This window comes from Stenotrophomonas sp. YJH_SMC_133, assembly GCF_059370655.1.
In genome coordinates this window covers 73,257-89,267 of record NZ_JCAFTW010000009.1, presented here as the reverse complement: position 1 = coordinate 89,267, position 16,011 = coordinate 73,257, and the positions used below count along the sequence as shown (strand labels likewise).

Below are 16,011 nucleotides of genomic sequence, written 5' to 3'. Positions count from 1 at the left end.
GACCTTGGTCGGCGCCCTGTAATGCGTGTCGACCAAGGTCGACACCTACCGGGGGCCTGGCACGCAGCGGTCGCCCTGCGCGGCTCCGGTAGCGGCCGACCTTGGTCGGCTAATGCGTGTCGACCAGGGTCGACACCTGCCGAGGGGCCTAGCGCGCAGCGGTGGCCTGGCTGGCCAGCTGGCGCTTCACCCAGTCATCAATCAGGCGCTTCTCGTAGCGCAGCGGATCGCTGTTGGTCAGCAACCCACTGCCCTGCAGGTAGCCGGAGTCGCTCAGGCGGGCGTCGCCTTCGCTCACAATACGGCCGTCGGCGTCCTTCAACGTGTACTGCAGGGTGATGCGGGGCGGGTAGATATCACGCATCACGCGGATGTCGCGCGCACGCGGGCCGTGCCACGGCTCGTAGTCACCGGCACGCTTGATGTCCACCAGGGTGACATCGAGGGTCTGCCCAGGCTGCAGCGGCTTGGCAGCGGTGGTCTGCAGGTAGCGGGCCAGCTGCTGTACCCAGTCACCGCGTTCGGCCTCGAAGCGGTTGGTGCTCTGGCGGATCTCGGTGAACGTGGCCGGATCCTCCCATTTCACGCTGACCGGGCCATTGGCCTGCAACGCACGCGGCGCGTCCCTACCGGTTACGTTGCGCGCTGCAGCGTTGGCGCCGCTCACCACCAGGGCGCCTGCCAGCAGGGCAATCACGAGTGCGCGTTTCATGACGGTCTCCTGCGTCCCCGCGCTGGGGACGATGTTGATCACGGATCGAGTGTGATCCTGTGGCCGGGTCACTGCAATGGCCGGCTGCGGCGTATGCAAGGGGGGTTACCGCCAATTCATCGTCGTCAACCCTGACTGACGGCGCTTGACGCTGTGAATACGCTCTCTGGAACATGCTGTGTCTCCAATCCGGCCCGTCCAGACGCCCTTGTCCACACTGCCGCCCCTAGTGGAGCGCCCACCGATGATGGTGCCGGCGCCCGAACCCGACCTGCATCATGGCGTGCTTGAGCGCATCAACGCCGGTTTCTGCGTGATCCAGGTGCTGTTCGAAGGCGACCGCGCGGTGGACTATCGTTTCATCGAGGTCAACGACGCCTTCGAGCGCCATACCGGCCTGAAGGACGCACGCGGTCAGCGCATGAGTGCGTTGGAACCGAACCACGAGGAAGACTGGTTCCGCATCTACGGTGAAGTGGCCCGCAGTGGTCGCCCCGCCCAGTTCGAGATGGAAGCGCGCGCCCTGGGCCGCTCGTTCGCGGTTGATGCGGTGCGCGTTGGTCGTCCGGGCGAAGACAAGGTCGGCATCCTGTTCTTCGACATCACCGCGCGCAAGCAGATGGAAGTGGAGCTGGGCGAAAGCGAAGCCCGCTTCAGCGCACTGGCCGATGGCCTGCCGATGCCGGTATGGGTGCTCGACGAGCGCGGCCATGCCCGCTTCGTCAACAGCGCCTTCAGCGAGTTTTTCGGTGGCGACGAAACGCGCGTTCCGGAAGATGTCTGGCGCGGCCTGGTACATCCAGACGATGCGTCCGTATTCGAGTACGAGCTGCAGGAAGCATTGAAGGCGCAGCGTTCGATGCATGCGCTGGTACGTGCGCGGCGCGCCGACGGCCAGTGGCGCTGGCTGGAGATGAACGCGCGGCCGCGCTTCTCGCGCATGGGCCGCTTCATCGGCCTGGCTGGCAGCAGTCCGGACGTGACCGAGCGCCGCGAGATCGAACTGGCACGCGAGGAACTGCTGCAGTCCGAGCGCGCCGCGCGCAGCGCCGCCGAGAACATGGCGCGGCTGAAGGACGAGTTCCTGGCCACGCTGTCGCACGAGCTGCGCACGCCGCTGACCACCATCCTCGGTTGGAGCGAGCTGCTGCTGCAGCGCGTGGACAACACCAGCCCGCTGTACAAGGGCCTGAACGTGATCGCCAACAGCGCCGGTGCGCAGAAGCGGCTGATCTCGGACATGCTCGACCTCAGCAGCATGCTGCTGGGCAAGGTACAGCTGGAGGTGGAAGTGCTGGACCTGCGCACGCTGCTTGGCGAAGCCATCGGCGCGCAGGAACTGGTGGCCGAAGGCAAGGCGCTGGACGTGAACCTGCAGCTGCCCGAGCAGCCCAGCCTGGTATTGGGCGATGCCACGCGCCTCCAGCAGGTGTTCTGGAACCTGCTCTCGAATGCGATCAAGTTCACCCCGGCCGAGGGCCGCATCGACGTTCAGCTGCAGGCCGACGGCACCCACTGGGTGATTACGGTGCGCGATACCGGCGATGGCATCGCACCGGAGTTCCTCAACCACCTGTTCAGCCGCTTCCGCCAGGCCGATGGCACCACCACGCGCCGCCATGGCGGCCTCGGCCTGGGCCTGGCGATCGTGCAGCAGCTGGTCGAACTGCACGGCGGCACCGTCGCCGCCGCCAGCGAAGGCCATGGCCACGGCGCCACGTTCACCGTTCGCCTGCCCCAGCACCTGCCGGATGCCGAGCGCCGGCCGCTGCGCGAAGTCATCAGCGGGCCGATCCTGGAGCCGGTGATCGTCGAACCGTATCCGCTGCGGGGCATGCATGTGCTGGCGGTGGAAGACCAGCCGGAGGTGCTGGAGTACCTGCGGCGCATGCTGGAAGAGCAGGGCGCCAGCGTGTCGGCGGCCAGCTCGGCCGGCGAGGCACTGGCATTGCTGGCCGACACCGGCCATCTGCAGTACCACGTGATGCTGACCGACATCGGCATGCCGGGCATGGATGGCTATGGGCTGGTGCGCACGCTGCGCGAGGACATGGGCGTGGACGCGGCAACCTTGCCTGCGGTGGCGGTGACTGCACTGGCGCGTGCCGATGACCGCCGCCGCGCGCTGGCGTCGGGCTTCCAGGAGCATGTCGCCAAGCCGTACTCGGTGGCGCAGCTGGTGGCTGCCGTACGCAAGGTGCAGGTGCCGCGCGCGGACAGCGCGCTGCACTGAACATTCACGGCCGATCGGCGACCCTGCAATCAGGAGGTCGCCGATGTCCCGTATAGCTCCACGTATCCACACCGATCCGGCGCAGATCGCGCGCCTGGAAGCCCTGCTGCCGCAGCTGGATGGCGAAACGCAGGTGGAACTGATTCTGCACGATGGCCGCCGCCTGCTCGGCACGGTGGCCGTGAGGCCAACCGTGCAGCAATACCGCAACGTCGCTGGCGATGAAGGCAGCAACGGCCAGCTGCGCGTGGATGACTACGACACGCCGGTGCAGCAGCACCATGTGTGGTTGGACGAGATCGCCAGCATCCGCAGGTTGCCGCCGAGGGTTTGACGGCAACCTGCCGGGCCCATCCCCGCTTGGCGTGGATCTACCAGAGGTTGCAGTAGAGCCACGCCATGCGTGGCTGCTGCGCTCAGTGCTCGAACAGGGTCGGCGTCGCCTCGAACCGGCGTGCATACGCCCGCTCCTCCGCAACCCTCGCCACCTCGTCATCGGCCAGGTCCGGCGCGCCATACACCGCATAGGCCACGCTGCCGTCGGCACCATGACCGACCTGGTGCAGCCGGTAGCGCGAGTGGCCGCCGCCGGTGTCCTCGGGGTAATGCACGGGCGGATGGCTGCCTTCCAGGTCCATTTCACTGTTGTCGACCACGCCACCGACGAACAAGGCTCGCATGCAGGTTCTCCTGGGTTTCCGGGGGAGCCTCTACCCTGAACGTTCCAATGTTGCTGGCAGATCAAGGCCCCGTTCGGGTTTCGCAAAGCGGCTGCCGGGCCCGGCCCGGTCAAGCCGGTACAATGGACGGCCCTCACGCTTGAAGTACCGCGCCGATGGCCTCCAGCGACGACGCCCCCCTGCAGACCCTGTTCCTGCCGTTCTCCCAAGGCGCCCTGCGCTGGCCGGAAGGCCCCGTGGCTTTCCTGCGGGCCCGCGACGGCTGGCCGCTGCGCGAAGTGGCCGGCAACCGCGAGGTGCATTGCGAGCAGAGCTTCGCCCCGTTCGCGCAGCCGCTGCAGCAGGCCGCCGGCTGGACCGTCAGCGGCCAGCTGGATGATGTGGCCGGCAAGGGCCGCTACCCGCTGGTGCTGGTGCTGCCGCCGCGCCAGCGTGAAGAAGCCCGCGCGCTGTTCGCCCGCGCGCTGGCGCTGGTCGCCGACGGCGGCCGCATCGTTGCCTGCCAGTCCAACAACGAAGGCGCACGCTCGGGCGAGGGTGACCTCAAGCAGCTGACCGGCCTCGGCGGCAGCCTGACCAAGAATCACTGCCGCGTGTACTGGACCGCGCCGATGCAGGGCCAGCACGACGCCGACCTGGCCAAGCGCTGGTTGGCACTGGATGCGGTGCGGCCAATCGTCGGCGGCCGTTTCCTCAGCCGCCCGGGCGTGTTCGCCTGGGATCGCATCGACCCGGCGTCGGCGCTGTTGGCCGAACACCTGCCGGCCGACCTGGCCGGGCGTGCCGCCGACCTCGGCGCGGGCTACGGCTACCTGTCGCGCGAGCTGCTGGAACGCTGCCCGAAGATCACCGCGCTGGACCTGTACGAAGCCGAGCAGCGCGCGCTGGCACTGGCCGAACTCAATCTGGCGCCGCCGCCGCGCCCGCTGCCGCTGCGCTTCCTGTGGCAGGACGTCACCGCGGGTATCGAACCGGGCTACGACGTCATCATCAGCAACCCGCCGTTCCACACGCCGTCGCGCGCCGATCGCCCGGACATCGGCCAGCGCTTCATCGCCGTGGCCGCGCAGGCGTTGCGCCCGGGCGGACGCCTGTACGTAGTGGCCAACCGCCACCTGCCGTACGAGTACACGCTCAACGAGAGCTTTGGCGCGGTGCGCGTGATCGCCGAGCGTGATGGCTTCAAGCTGGTGGAAGCGGTGAAGGGGAAGGGCAAGTGAAGCTGGTCAAGCTCATCGCCAACCTGGGCTATGGCAGCCGCAAGCAGGTGCAGTGGATGTTCCGCGAAGGCCGCGTCACCGACGCCGACGGCGAGGTGCTGTATGCCGACGACCAGGTGCCGCACGAGGCGATCCGTGTCGACGGCGAGCCGCTGGACCCGCCGGTGGGCCTGTCGATCGCGCTGCACAAGCCGGCCGGCTACACCTGCTCGACCAAGGACACCGGCCGCCTGATCTACGATCTGCTGCCGCCGCGCTTCCGCGACCGCGATCCGGTGCTGTCCACGGTGGGCCGCCTCGACCGCGAGACCAGTGGCCTGCTGCTGCTGACCGACGATGGCGGCCTGCTGCACCGGATCATCTCGCCGAAGTCGAAGCTGCCGAAAGTCTATGAGGTCGAGTTGAGCGACGACCTGCGCGGCGACGAGGTAGCGTTGTTCGCCAGCGGTACGCTGATGCTGGAGTCCGAGAAGACGCCCCTGCTGCCGGCTGAACTGGAAGTGCTGGATGCGCGTCGCGCGCGCCTGGTGCTGCACGAAGGCCGCTACCATCAGGTACGCCGCATGTTCGCCGCCACCGGCAACCACGTGCAGGCCCTGCACCGCAGCCGCGTCGGCGGGCTGGACCTGCAGGGACTGGACGAGGGGCAATGGCGGCAGCTCACCTCCACCGACCTGGATACGCTGTTCGCTCCATGACCACCATCGCTGCGCTGCCGTTCCTCCCCGACGCCGTCATCTTCGACATGGACGGCCTGATGATCGACAGCGAGCGGGTTTCGCTGGCCTGCTGGAGCCAGGCCGCCGACGAGTTCGGACTGGGCCTGGACGAGGCGGTGTTCCTGCGCATGGTCGGCCTCGGTGACCGTGACACGCACGCGCTGCTGCGTGCGCAGGGCATCGAGGACAGCGTGATCGAGGCGGTGGCCGCGCGCTGCCACGACCTGTATGAAGCACGCACACAGACCGGCCTGCCGTTGCGGCCGGGCATCCTGGAGTTGCTGGAGTTGTTGAAGGCGCACGCGGTACCGCGTGCGGTGGCAACCACCACGCGGCAGCCGCGCGCCAACCGCAAGCTGGCCGCTGCCGGCCTGCTGCCGTATTTCGATGCGGTGATCACCAGTGGCGACGTGGCGCGGCCGAAGCCGGCGCCGGATATCTACCTGCTGGCCGCGCAGCGGCTGGGCCAGGCGCCGGAACGCTGCCTGGCGCTGGAAGACTCACCGGCCGGTACGCGTGCGGCGCTGGCGGCCGGCATGACCGTGATCCAGGTGCCTGACCTGGTCCATCCTGACGAGGAACTGCGCGCGCTGGGCCACCGCATCGTTGGATCGCTGGTGGACGCGCACGCGCTCCTGCTGCCGTTGTTGCCGAGGTAACCGGTAGGTGCCGACCGTTGGTCGGCAGACCCCAATGCCCCGGTGGGTGCCAACCTTGGTTGGCACTCTTTACTGCCCTGGTGGGTGCCGACCGTTGGTCGGCACACCTGCCCCATCACACCCGCCCGAACACCAGCGCGGCGTTGGTGCCACCGAAGCCGAAGCTGTTGGACATCACCGTATCCAGCTTCTGCTCGCGGCTTTCGCGCAGGATCGGGAAGCTCTCCACCTTCGGGTCCAGCTCGCCGATGTTGGCCGAACCGGCAACGAAGCCATCGCGCATCATCAGCAGGCAGTAGATCGCCTCGTGCACGCTCGCCGCACCGAGCGAATGGCCGGACAGCGCCTTGGTCGAGGACAGCGGCGGCACCGCATCGCCGAACACTTTGCGGATCGCATTGAGCTCGGTGACGTCGCCCAGCGGCGTGGAGGTGCCGTGGGTGTTGAGGTAGTCCAGCGGGCGATCGACGCCCTGCAGCGCCATCTTCATGCAGCGCACCGCGCCTTCGCCGGACGGAGCGACCATGTCGGCGCCGTCGGAGGTCACGCCATAGCCGATCAGTTCGGCGTGGATGTGCGCGCCGCGCGCAACGGCGTGGTCGTAGTCCTCCAGCACCAGCATGCCGCCACCACCGGCGATGACGAAGCCGTCGCGGTCCTTGTCGTACGGACGCGAGGCGCTGGCCGGGGTTTCGTTGAAGCTGGTCGACAGCGCGCCCATCGCATCGAACATCACGCTCATCGACCAGTGCAGGTCTTCACCGCCACCGGCGAACATGATGTCCTGCGCGCCATGGCGGATCATGTCCGCGGCCGCGCCGATGCAGTGCGCCGAGGTCGCGCAGGCGGCCGACAGCGAATAGCTGACGCCCTTGATCTGGTAGGCCGTGGCCAGGCAGGCCGAGACCGTCGAGCACATCGTGCGCGGCACCATGTACGGGCCGACCTTGCGCACACCACGTTCGCGCAGCAGGTCGACCGCGCCGATCTGCCATTCGCTGGAGCCGCCACCGGAACCGGCGATCAGGCCGGTGCGCAGGCTGCTGACCTGCTCGGCGCTGAGCCCGGCATCGGCGATGGCATCGCGCATGGCCAGATAGGCGAAGGCTGCCGCATCGCTCATGAAGCGCTTCTGCTTGCGGTCGATCAGTGCCTCCAGATCGAGGTCGACACGACCGCCGACCTGGCTGCGCAGGCCCGCTTCGGCGTGGTCGGCCAGGGCAGTGATGCCCGAGCGCCCTTCGCGCAGCGCGGCCGAAACGGTATCCAGATCATTGCCGAGGCAGGACGTGATGCCCATGCCGGTGATGACGACGCGACGCATCAGAAGCTCCCGGTTTCGGTGAACAGGCCGACGCGCAGGTCGCGCGCGCTGTAGATTTCGCGGTCATCCACGTACATGCGGGCGTCCGACTGGGCCATCACCAGCTTGCGGTTGATGACGCGGCTGATGTCGATCTCGTAACGCACGAGCTTGGCTTCCGGCAGCACCTGGCCGGTGAACTTCACTTCGCCACAGCCCAGCGCGCGGCCCTTGCCGGGGGCGCCCAGCCAGGTCAGGAAGAAGCCGGTCAGCTGCCACATGGCGTCCAGGCCCAGGCAGCCGGGCATCACCGGGTCGCCGATGAAATGGCAGCCGAAGAACCACAGGTCCGGGCGGATATCCAGTTCGGCGCGTACCATGCCTTTGCCATGCGGTCCGCCGTCCTCGCGGATGTCGGTGATGCGGTCGAACATCAGCATCGGGTCGTTGGGCAGACGGCCAGCAGCGGTGCCGAACAGTTCACCGCGTGCGCTGGCCAGCAGCTGTTCGCGGTTGAACGCGTGGAGACGGGTCATGAAGCACAATCCTGGAAGCGAAGAACAGGGAAACAAGCGCCCGAGAATGCCCGTGGAAACTGCGCCGATCAAACATTTCAACCGTACGCAACCGTAGTGTTTTCAAGGGAATACGCGCATCCTGTTGATGTGCAACGACCATACTTCGGCGTGTGGCCCACCCGGCCCGGCCCCGCCTTTCCCACCTGACATGACCCGACTGCGCAAGATCATCCACGTTGACATGGACGCGTTCTACGCGTCGGTGGAGCAGCGCGACGATCCGTCACTGCGCGGCAAGCCGGTGGTCGTGGCATGGCGTGGCGCCCGCTCGGTGGTGTGTGCGGCGTCTTACGAGGCGCGCGTGTTCGGCGTGCGTTCGGCGATGCCCGCCGTGCGTGCCGAGCGCCTGTGCCCGGACGCGATCTTCGTGCCGCCGGACTTCGCGCGTTACAAGGCGGTGTCACAGCAGGTACGCGCGATCTTCCTGCGCCATACCGACCTGGTCGAGCCGCTGTCGCTGGACGAGGCCTATCTGGACGTGACCGAGCCGAAGAGTGGCATTGAACTGGCCACCGACATCGCCCGCACCATCCGCGCGCAGATCCGCGAGGAAACGAACCTGACTGCTTCAGCCGGGATCGCGCCGAACAAGTTCCTGGCCAAGATCGCCTCGGACTGGCGCAAGCCCGACGGCCAGTTCGTGATTCCACCGCAGCGCGTGGATGCGTTCCTGGCGCCGCTGCCGGTGAACCGCGTGCCCGGTGTCGGCAAGGTCATGGAAGGCAAGCTGGCCGCGCGCGGCATCGCCACCTGCGGCGACCTGCGGCAGTGGGCCTTGATCGATCTGGAAGAGGCATTCGGCAGCTTCGGCCGCAGCCTGTACAACCGCGCACGTGGCATCGACGAGCGGCCGGTGGAACCGGATCAGCAGGTGCAGTCGATCTCCTCGGAGGACACCTTCGCCGAAGACCTGCTGCTGGAAGACCTGACCGAGGCGATCGTGCAGCTGGCAGGGAAGACCTGGAACGCCACGCGCAAGACCGAGCGCATCGGCCACACCGTGGTGCTGAAACTGAAGACCGCGCAGTTCCGCATCCTCACCCGCAGCTTCACCCCGGAGCGCCCGCCGGAATCGATGGAAGAGCTGCGTGACATCGCCCTGTCGCTGCGCGCGAGGGTCGATCTGCCGGCCGAGACGCGCTACCGCCTGGTCGGCGTCGGCCTTGGTGGCTTCCGCGAAAAGGAGGCGGTGGTGCAGGGGGAATTGTTCGAGCACGACATGATCAATCCCACAGATACCTAATCATCAAACAGTGGGGTCAGAGCCCGTTGCGCAGCAACGGGATCCGACCCCGTGCCGACCAACGGTCGGCACCCACCATCAGCAGCAGGTTCCGACAGATAGCGGGAAACTGTCGAAGGCGGGGTGGGTCCGGTTGCGGGGGCGTGAGCCGCATGGGCCCGAGGCATGCCTCGGGCGGGTTGGGCAGGACGCCCAACCCCGGTCTTGCCGTGTGCGCAGGACAGCGCACACGAGCAAGCCGCGATCGAGCTTACATGGACGTACTTGCAGCGTCCCCCGCAACCGGACCCACCCCGCCATCCCACGGATAGCCAGCTGTTGCTGTTGCTGTTGCCTCTGCGGGTGCAGGGCGCAGCCCTGCAAAAGAAAACTCCCTACCTCACGGCCACTGCATCTCGCCCTTGGCCACCTTCGCACTCAGTTCCAGCGACGCCACGCCCGCCAGCTTCGGATAGCGCGCCTGCATCGCCTTCACCAGTGCCGCACTGTCCTTGGCCTTGGCCGCCTCGGCATCGAACGCGCGGATGTAGTCTGCGGTGAAGCGCAGCGCACTGGCATCCAGTGCGGCACCCGGCGCGTAATGCCCCGGCACCACCACCTTCGGCTTCAGCGCCTGCAACCGCTGCAGGGTCTGCAGCCAGTCGGCATGCGACTTCGGCGTCTGCGTGTCGGCCATCCACACGTGTTCACCGACCACCACCGGAATGCCGCCGACGATCGCGCGCAGCGACGGCACCCACAGCACTGTGCGGTCCGGGGTCGGGCCATCCACGCCGATCAGCGGCAGGCGCTGGCCTTCCAGCTGCAGGGCATCGCCATCCAGCACCTGCGGCACCACGATGCGCGACGGCACGTCGGCACCCATCTTCGGCCCCCAGTAGGCCAGCTTGCCGGCCTGGGTCTGCTGGATGTGGGCAACGGTCTGCGCAGTGGCGACGATGCGTGCCTGCGGGAACGCGTCCTGCAGGGTAGCCAGGCCGAAGTAGTAGTCCGGATCACCGTGGCTGATGTAGATCGTTGTCAGCTGCTTGCCGCTGGCGCGGATCAGCTCGACCAGCTTGCGCGCATCGCTGGCGCCGAACTGCGCGTTGACCAGGATCGCATCGCGGCGGCCTTCGATCAGCACCGAGGACACCGAGAACATCGCCTGCGGACCGGGATGGAAGGCCTGCAGGTGCAGCTGGGATCTTGTCGCTGCCGCGGGCGCCGCGGTGGCCGGTGCGGCCAGCAGCGGCGCACTGGTGAAGCTGGCGGCCAGGGCGAGGGGAAGCAGCAGGGCAGCGGTGCGCATTGGAAATTCCTTGTGTCGAATGGGGAGCCGAACGTGGGCTATGCCGGGCGTCCTTGCCCGGGCCCCTGCGGGCCGTCGCAAGTGACGTTGGCAACGGCTCCTGCCGTTGCCTTCGGCTCTACAGGGCACGCGCGTCGATCAGTACGCCGCGGTTATGATCTGCTTCGGGTACTGCTGCGCTTCCAGCTCGGCGACGAACGCGGCGCCGTAGTCGGCGTAGCTGATGCGGCTGTGGCCGCTGGCATCAGCGAGGAAGGCCTTGGGCTGCACGCGGTACTGGCCGCGCTCTTCGCCCGGGCCGATTTCGGCGGCCGGCGAGAAGAAGGTCCAGTCCAGGTCGTCCACCGCCTGCAGGCGATTGAAGGCTTCACGATGGGCCAGCGCGTACGGCTTGTAGGCCTCCGGGAAGTTGGGGGTATCGACCAGCTGCACGCCCGGCGCGACTTCCAGGCTGCCGGCGCCACCGACCACCACCAGGCGCGGTACACCGGCCTTGCGCGCGGCGGCGGCCAGCTGCGCGGCCACTTCGCCGACGCGGCCGATGTCATCGCCCGGACGCGGGCCATAGGCGCTGGCCAGCACGTCGTGGCCGGCGATGGCGGCGACCAGGGCATCCTGGTCATCCAGCGAGGCGATCACCGGATGGGCACCGGCCAGTTCGGCCGGAAGATCCTGCGCGCTGCGTACGATGACGGTGAGTTCGTGGCCGTTGGCCAGCGCGTGGCGGGCGATCTGGCGGCCGATGTTGCCGGTGGAACCAACGAGGGCGATCTTCATGGCAGGACTCCGTGGGGCGGTGTGGGGTGGGAATGGGGCCACTCTAGGCCGCTGCAGTCGCTCGAAAAACAGCGTATAACGCGCTTGTTTGTTGCATGGATCGAGCATATGGACCGATTGACCGCCATGACTGTATTCGTCGAGGTGGCCGAGCGCGGCAGCCTCACCGCCGCCGCCGAGGTGCTGGACATGTCGCGGGCGATGGTTACCCGCTACCTGGCCGAGGTCGAGGCTTGGCTGGGCGCGCGCCTGCTGCACCGGACCACGCGCCGGGTCAGCCTGACCGGCCCCGGCGAGGCGGCGCTGGCGCGCTTCCGGCAGATGCTGGCCATCGGCGAGGAACTGCAGGGCGAGCTGGCCAGCGACGATCCCGAACCGCATGGCACGCTGCGGGTGACCGCCAGCGTGTCGTTCGGGCAGAGCCACCTGGCGCGTGCGGTGGCCGGTTTCGTCGCACGCCATCCGGCGGCGCGCATCGAACTGCTGCTGGTCGACCGCATGGTGAACCTGGTGGAAGAGCGGGTGGACCTTGCCGTGCGCATCGCCCGCCAGATCGATCCCAGCCTGATCGCACGACGGCTGGCCACCTGCCGCTCGGTGCTGTGCGCGACGCCGTCGTACCTGCACGCGCGCGGTACGCCTACCGCCCCGGAACACCTGGCCGGGCACAACTGCCTGACCCATCACTACGTGGGCAAGAGCCTGTGGCAGCTGCACCGCGATGGCCGTTCGCTGTCGGTGGCTGTGGGCGGCAACATCAGCGCCAACGAAGCGTCGCTGTTGCTGGAAGCGGTGCGTGCGGGCGCCGGCATCGCGATGCTGCCGACCTACCAGGTGGCGCCACTGCTGCGCAGTGGCGAGCTGATCGAGTTGTTGCCCGAGTTCAGTCTGGACGAACTCGGCATTCATGCCGTGTACGCATCACGGCGCCAGCAGCCCGCTATCATGCGGCGATTCCTGGACTTCCTGGCCGAGTGTTTCGCCAGCCCGGCCTTCCAGGATCTGGATTGGCGCCCACCGGGCAAGGAGAACACATGAACCACGGACAGGCCTTGATCGACCACAACCGTGCTGCCTGGGACCGCCAGGCCAGCGAAGTGCGCGAATGGTCGCGCCCGGTGGAAAGCTCAACGATTGCCGCCGCGCGCGATGGCCGCTGGCAGGTGCACCTGACCCCGCGCGCGCTGCCGCTGGACTGGCTGGGGGATGTGCGCGGCCGCCGCATCCTCTGCCTGGCCTCGGGCGGTGGCCAGCAGGCCCCGGTGCTGGCGGCGGCCGGGGCGGAGGTGACCGTGTTCGATCTGTCCGATGGCCAGCTCGAGCAGGATCGTCAGGTGGCGGCGCGTGATGGCCTGCAACTGCGCACGGTGCAGGGCGACATGCGCGATCTGCACGCCTTCGCCAACGACAGCTTCGATGTGGTGTTCCACCCGATCTCCAACCTGTACGTGCCTGACGTCCGGCCGGTGTGGACCGAATGCCGCCGCGTGCTGGCGCGTGATGGCATGCTGATGGCCAGCTTCTACAACCCGGTGCTGTTCGTCGGTGCACGCGATCCGCAGCTGGATGCACAGGGCCTGATCCGACCGCAGTACGCCATTCCCTATTCGGATCTGGAAGACCTGCCACCGGCCGAGCGCGAGGCGAAACTGGCGCGGGGCGATGCGCTGACCTTCGGCCACAGCCTGACCGAACTGATCGGTGGCCAGCTCGATGCCGGCTTCGTCATCGATCGCTTCATGGAAGACTGGCAGCCGCAGCCGCGCTTCCTGATCGACCGTTACCTGCCCACGTTCCTGGCCACGCGCGCGCGCCGGATCGGTTGAGGCAGGCCTGCCCAAAATACTGCGGCGTACAATGGACGGCCCCACGTCATGCAGGTGCAGTCCCTTGCCGTATCCGTATCCGCTGGTCGTGTTCGACCTCGATGGCACGCTGGTCGACAGCGCTGCCGATATTGCCGAAGCGCTGAACCGCACGCTGGAAGACATCGGCGTGGCGCGCGTGCCGGAAGCCACCGTGCTGGGCTGGATCGGTGACGGTGTGCGTCGTCTGGTCGAGCAGGCGGTGCAGGCCGCCGGCCGCGAGGTGGACCTGGCCGAGGTGATGCCGGTGTTCATGGTGCACTACCGTGAGTGCCTGCTGCGCAGCCCGCGACTGTTCGACGGCGTGGGCGAAGCGCTGGCGCAACTGCGTGCGCGCAACGTGCCGCTGGCGATCTGCACCAACAAGCCCGAAGCACTGGTGCCGCCGCTGCTGCAGCACCTGGGTATCGGTGATGCATTCGCGCTGGTACTGGGGGGGGATTCGCTGCCGCAGCGCAAGCCCAGTGGCGAGCCACTGCGGCACATCGCCGCGCACTTCGGGCTGCCGGTGGAGTCCTGCCTGATGGTGGGTGATTCGTTGACCGACTACCGCGCCGCCGAAGAGGCCGGCATGCCGATCGCGCTAGTGCGCTACGGCTATCCGCGCGGCCTGGACCTGGCCACCGCGCATGCGGTGGCGGTGATCGACGACCTGCGTGAACTGCCGGGGTTGCGGGGCTGAAGCAGAGGGGTAGTGCCGGCCGCTGGCCGGCAACCCGGAATGCGTTGCCGAAGGTCATGATGTTGCCGGCCAGTGGCCGGCACTACCATGAACGTTGCGCTCACTTCGGCTGGTAACGCACGCTCAACTGGTACTCGCGGCCGGGCTGGTTGAACCATGCCACCGTTTCGTAGCGACGGTCGAAGACGTTGGCGGCACGTGCCAGCAGCGACCACGATGGCGTCAGTGCGTACTCAGCGCGCAGGTCCAGCGTGCCGTAGCCTCCCACCTTCACCGTGTTGGCGGCATCGTCGTAGCGCTTGCCGGCACCCTGCACGGTCAGGCCTGCGCGGAAATCGCCGAAGCGACGGTCGATGTCCAGGCGCGCGGTCTGCTGCGCGCGGCGTGGCAGCCAGTTGTCGAACTGGGTGCTGCCGCCGGTGCGGTTGCGCGGGTCGGTGTAGCTCAGCTGCGCGTTGATGTCGAAGCCGGCCAGCAGCACGCCGCCGGTCAGTTCGGCACCGCGGATGCGGGCCTTCTCCACCTGCTGCATCTTGAAGGTCGCCGCATCGTAGGTGATCAGATCATCGATGCGGGTTTCATACACATCTAGGCCCCAGTGCCAGCCCTGGCCCTGCTGCGAAACGCCGAGGTTGGCACTCTTGGACTTCTCCGGCTTCAACGTCGGCACGCCGCTCCACGGGTCGTACAGATCGCTGAAGGTCGGTGCCTTGAACGCCGTGCCATAGCTGGCGTTGAGGCGCAGGCCGTGGCCCAGCTCCATGGCCCAGCCAACGCTGCCGGTAGCGTGGTTGCCGAACTGCTGGTTGTCGTCGTTGCGTGCGCTGGCCTGCAGCTGGTGGCGGCCGAAGCGGCCCTGGTACTGCACGAATACGCCGGTGTTGCGGCGGCTGTCGACCAGGTAACCCGCGCTGCTGCCATCCAGGTTGTCTTCGCTCCAGTCCACGCCTGCGCTCAGCAGCTGGCCCTCGGCCACGCCGAAATCGCCCTGCAGGGAGGCGCTGTCGCGGTGGGTCTGTGCGCTGCCACGTGCACCGAAGTCGCCGAAGTTGTCCGACTCGTTGTCACTGCGGCCGACGTTGGCGGTGAATGCCAAGCGCTCGGACGGGGTGTAGCGCACCTTGCCGGCCAGCACCTGCTGGCGGGTTTCCGAATAGTTGTAGTAGCCGTCGTAGTGGTTCTTGCCGTCGGCGCGCAGGGCGCTGCCTTCCACGTTCCACTGCTCGTTGAAGGTGTAGCCACCGCGCAGGCTCTTGGACAGGTTGCGGTAGCCGTCGCGATCGGGCTCGTCGGCGAAACAGCCGGTGAACAGCGTGGCCGAGCCGCGGCAGGCATCGATGCCATCGGAATGCTGGTAGGCGATATCCGCACCGAACCAGCCGCGTTCGGTACCGCCGCCAATGCCACCGCTGGCTTCACGCAGGCCGTTGCTGCCACCGCCAAGCTGGAAGTGCGGGGCGAAATCGCCCTGGTTGCGGCGGGTGAAGATCTGGATCACGCCACCGATGGCGTCGGCGCCGTACAGGCTCGACTGCGGGCCGCGCACGATTTCCACGCGCTCGATCTGCGCCAGCGGCAGGTCCTGGTACATGGCCAGGCCGAGGTCGGCGCTGTTGATGCGCACGCCGTCCACCAGCACTACGGTGTGGCCGGAATTGGTACCGCGCAGGAACAGCGAGCTCTGCTTGCCGAGGCCGCCGGCATTGGCCAGGTTGATGCCGGCGCGACCGCGCAGCAGTTCCTGCAGCGAAGTGGCCTGGCTGGATTCGATCTGGGCGCGGTCGATCACCTGCGCCGGCGCGATGCTGTCCTGCAGGGCGATCGGGGTGCGGGTGGCAGTGACCAGGATCTGGTCGAGCGCGGTGGTGTCATTGGCGGCCTGGGCCAGCGCGGGCAGGGCGGCCAGCACGGCCAGGGACAGCATTCGGGACTGCAGCTTCATGGGGGACTCCGGGTGCCACGCACGCCCGCGTGGCGAAGGGGAGGAGCCGCGAAGGCAGGCGTGCGCCGATGCCGCAGCGCACGCCACGGTCATCCAGCGCCATGCCC

16 protein-coding genes are annotated in these 16,011 nt (G+C 67.8%); 9 read left to right on the top strand and 7 right to left on the bottom strand.

Annotated features, from left to right (window positions below; translation table 11 throughout):
* Positions 1–148: 148 nt before the first annotated feature.
* Positions 149–712 (bottom strand): DUF3016 domain-containing protein, encoded by a 564-nt coding sequence (locus AC5P78_RS14240; RefSeq protein ID WP_012479027.1) that lies wholly within the window; start codon positions 710–712, stop codon positions 149–151.
* A 244-nt stretch (positions 713–956) separates the two neighbouring features.
* Here AC5P78_RS14240 and AC5P78_RS14235 point away from each other — a divergent pair, with 244 nt between their 5' ends.
* Both AC5P78_RS14235 and AC5P78_RS14230 read left to right on the top strand, forming a co-directional pair.
* Entirely contained in the window at positions 957–2,945 is a 1,989-nt protein-coding gene (locus AC5P78_RS14235; protein WP_049442177.1) for a hybrid sensor histidine kinase/response regulator, read from the top strand.
* Between the two features lie 43 nt (positions 2,946–2,988).
* Entirely contained in the window at positions 2,989–3,279 is a 291-nt protein-coding gene (locus AC5P78_RS14230; RefSeq protein WP_005407924.1) for a DUF3247 family protein, read from the top strand.
* Positions 3,280–3,361: 82 nt separating this feature from the next.
* Here AC5P78_RS14230 and AC5P78_RS14225 read toward each other — a convergent pair whose 3' ends face one another.
* On the bottom strand, positions 3,362–3,625 hold the full coding sequence (locus AC5P78_RS14225) for a hypothetical protein (RefSeq protein WP_005407925.1): 264 nt from the start codon (positions 3,623–3,625) through the stop codon (positions 3,362–3,364).
* A 155-nt stretch (positions 3,626–3,780) separates the two neighbouring features.
* On the opposite strand from AC5P78_RS14225, the gene AC5P78_RS14220 reads away from it, so the two are divergent.
* From AC5P78_RS14220 to AC5P78_RS14210, 3 genes are read left to right on the top strand one after another with little or no spacing between them, the layout of a single operon-like run.
* On the top strand, positions 3,781–4,845 hold the full coding sequence (locus AC5P78_RS14220; protein WP_012479029.1) for a class I SAM-dependent methyltransferase: 1,065 nt from the start codon (positions 3,781–3,783) through the stop codon (positions 4,843–4,845).
* A complete protein-coding gene (locus AC5P78_RS14215; protein ID WP_005407927.1) occupies positions 4,842–5,543 on the top strand; it encodes a pseudouridine synthase in 702 nt (233 codons plus the stop codon). The genes AC5P78_RS14220 and AC5P78_RS14215 overlap by 4 nt, the downstream gene beginning before the upstream one ends.
* Positions 5,540–6,223: an HAD family hydrolase gene (locus AC5P78_RS14210; protein WP_012479030.1), complete on the top strand. Its 684-nt coding sequence runs from the start codon at positions 5,540–5,542 to the stop codon at positions 6,221–6,223. The genes AC5P78_RS14215 and AC5P78_RS14210 overlap by 4 nt, the downstream gene beginning before the upstream one ends.
* 115 nt (positions 6,224–6,338) lie before the next feature.
* Here the strand turns inward: AC5P78_RS14210 and fabB are convergent, their stop codons facing one another.
* Entirely contained in the window at positions 6,339–7,547 is a 1,209-nt protein-coding gene (gene fabB, locus AC5P78_RS14205; protein WP_414498304.1) for a beta-ketoacyl-ACP synthase I, read from the bottom strand.
* Positions 7,547–8,062 (bottom strand): 3-hydroxyacyl-[acyl-carrier-protein] dehydratase FabA, encoded by a 516-nt coding sequence (gene fabA, locus AC5P78_RS14200; RefSeq protein ID WP_005407930.1) that lies wholly within the window; start codon positions 8,060–8,062, stop codon positions 7,547–7,549. The genes fabB and fabA overlap by 1 nt, the downstream gene beginning before the upstream one ends.
* 190 nt (positions 8,063–8,252) lie before the next feature.
* Here fabA and dinB point away from each other — a divergent pair, with 190 nt between their 5' ends.
* The gene (dinB, locus tag AC5P78_RS14195; RefSeq protein WP_180874157.1) at positions 8,253–9,347 is read left to right on the top strand and encodes a DNA polymerase IV; all 1,095 of its coding nucleotides are present in this window, start codon (positions 8,253–8,255) and stop codon (positions 9,345–9,347) included.
* Positions 9,348–9,726: 379 nt separating this feature from the next.
* Here dinB and AC5P78_RS14190 read toward each other — a convergent pair whose 3' ends face one another.
* The gene (locus tag AC5P78_RS14190) at positions 9,727–10,638 is read right to left on the bottom strand and encodes an MBL fold metallo-hydrolase (RefSeq protein WP_414498305.1); all 912 of its coding nucleotides are present in this window, start codon (positions 10,636–10,638) and stop codon (positions 9,727–9,729) included.
* Positions 10,639–10,776: 138 nt separating this feature from the next.
* Positions 10,777–11,415: an NAD(P)-dependent oxidoreductase gene (locus tag AC5P78_RS14185; protein ID WP_012479034.1), complete on the bottom strand. Its 639-nt coding sequence runs from the start codon at positions 11,413–11,415 to the stop codon at positions 10,777–10,779.
* A gap of 108 nt (positions 11,416–11,523) precedes the next feature.
* On the opposite strand from AC5P78_RS14185, the gene AC5P78_RS14180 reads away from it, so the two are divergent.
* The 3 genes from AC5P78_RS14180 to gph all read left to right on the top strand — a co-directional run bounded on the left by AC5P78_RS14180 (position 11,524) and on the right by gph (position 13,962).
* The gene (locus tag AC5P78_RS14180; protein WP_099596141.1) at positions 11,524–12,453 is read left to right on the top strand and encodes a LysR family transcriptional regulator; all 930 of its coding nucleotides are present in this window, start codon (positions 11,524–11,526) and stop codon (positions 12,451–12,453) included.
* Positions 12,450–13,241, top strand: a complete 792-nt coding sequence (locus tag AC5P78_RS14175) for a class I SAM-dependent methyltransferase (RefSeq protein ID WP_005412139.1) — start codon at positions 12,450–12,452, stop codon at positions 13,239–13,241. Before AC5P78_RS14180 ends, AC5P78_RS14175 begins: the two co-directional genes overlap by 4 nt.
* A gap of 64 nt (positions 13,242–13,305) precedes the next feature.
* Complete coding sequence (gene gph, locus AC5P78_RS14170) at positions 13,306–13,962, top strand: phosphoglycolate phosphatase (RefSeq protein ID WP_065184091.1); 657 nt, start codon at positions 13,306–13,308, stop codon at positions 13,960–13,962.
* Between the two features lie 100 nt (positions 13,963–14,062).
* On the opposite strand, the gene btuB is transcribed toward gph, so the two are convergent.
* Positions 14,063–15,904, bottom strand: coding sequence for a TonB-dependent vitamin B12 receptor (btuB, locus tag AC5P78_RS14165; RefSeq protein ID WP_065184090.1), 1,842 nt, complete (start codon positions 15,902–15,904; stop codon positions 14,063–14,065).
* Positions 15,905–16,011 lie beyond the last annotated feature (107 nt).